Here is a 1,195-nt window from a genome sequence, read left to right as displayed (position 1 = left end):
GGACAGGACTCGGCGTCCCGACGGCGGAGGTCCGCGAAGCGGACGTCCCGAGCAGGCTAGGCAGCCCCTCCCGGACGCGACAACCCGGCGGGGTCGGTTGTCGCACAGCTCACATCCGGTCCGCGGGCGGCCCCGCCGGAGCCGATCGAGTCGCGGTCACCGGTGACCGGTTGCCGGGTCGGCCGCCTGCCTTCCGGGGCCGGTTCAGCCGAGCCAGGCGTCGACCTGCGCCATCGCCTCCGGGGACCAGGCCAGCTCCAGGTGATTGAGCCCCTCCAGCAGCCGGGTGCCGCCGACGGTGGCGATGCCGGTGGTGTCCAGCGCGCTCCTGGTGAAGACGATGCCGTCGCTGGGCCCGCGGTTCTCGTTCAGGACCCCGGGGATGTCGGCCGTGCCGCCCGCCAGCAGGTAGGTGCGGACCGCCGCCGGGACGCCCGCCCGCTGCAGCGGCCCGACCAGGGAGCCGGCGTCGATCGCCGCCTGGACGCCCTGGCCGGAGGTGAAGACCCCCTGGCCGCCGTAGTACGTCGTCCACCAGTCCTGCGCCGTCCCGTCCACCCCGTAGGTGCCGTCCCAGCGGGCGAGCAGCTGGCGCTGGCCCGGGTAGCAGTCGTGGCCGCCGGACGGCAGCACGCCGAGGCAGGGCTGCGCCGTGTACGTCCCGTAGCAGGTCATGTACAGGTGCGGGGAGGGCGCGTTGGCGGTGCCCCCGCAGGCCGGCCAGGAGGCCAGGGAGAACGCCCAGCCGTGGGCGTAGACATAGTCCAGGCCACCGTTCGGGCCACCGAGCGTCACCAGCCGGCGGACGTCCCCGGCGTACGCCCGCCCCCAGGCCGGGCGGACGGAGGAGACGTAGGCGCGGGCCGCCACCTCGCCCTTGCTCCAGGCGACCACGTCCACCTGGGGCACTCCGAGCCGGGCGCGGATCAGGGCGACGGCGTCCCCGACCGCCTGGGCCTGGAGCAGGTTGTCGCCGTGCTTGTGGGCGAAGCCGATCGCGAACACCCGGTGGCCGGTCCCGGCGAGGTACTGGGCCAGACCGGTGGACGGGCAGCCGGCCGGGCCGGTGGCGCCGCAGCTCCCGCTCTCACCGGGGTCGGCCCAGGCGCGGTCGGCGTTGTCGTTGGCGCCGTGGACGAGCAGGACGGGCGTGGCGTGGCCGCCGGTGTCCCAGCCGGCGGCGGAGTAGAGGAGG

General features: G+C 75.6%; 1 protein-coding gene. It reads right to left on the bottom strand.

Annotated features, from left to right (window positions below):
• Positions 1-204: 204 nt before the first annotated feature.
• On the bottom strand, positions 205-1,195 hold a 991-nt coding region (locus MCM47_RS41165; RefSeq protein ID WP_238951877.1), incomplete at its 5' end, for a triacylglycerol lipase.

The sequence above is a fragment of the Kitasatospora sp. A2-31 genome (assembly GCF_022288725.1).
In the GTDB taxonomy this organism is placed as follows: Bacteria; Actinomycetota; Actinomycetes; order Streptomycetales; family Streptomycetaceae; genus Kitasatospora.
The sequence above is the reverse complement of the archived record's forward strand: the minus strand, read 5'-3'. Positions and strand labels throughout refer to the sequence as shown.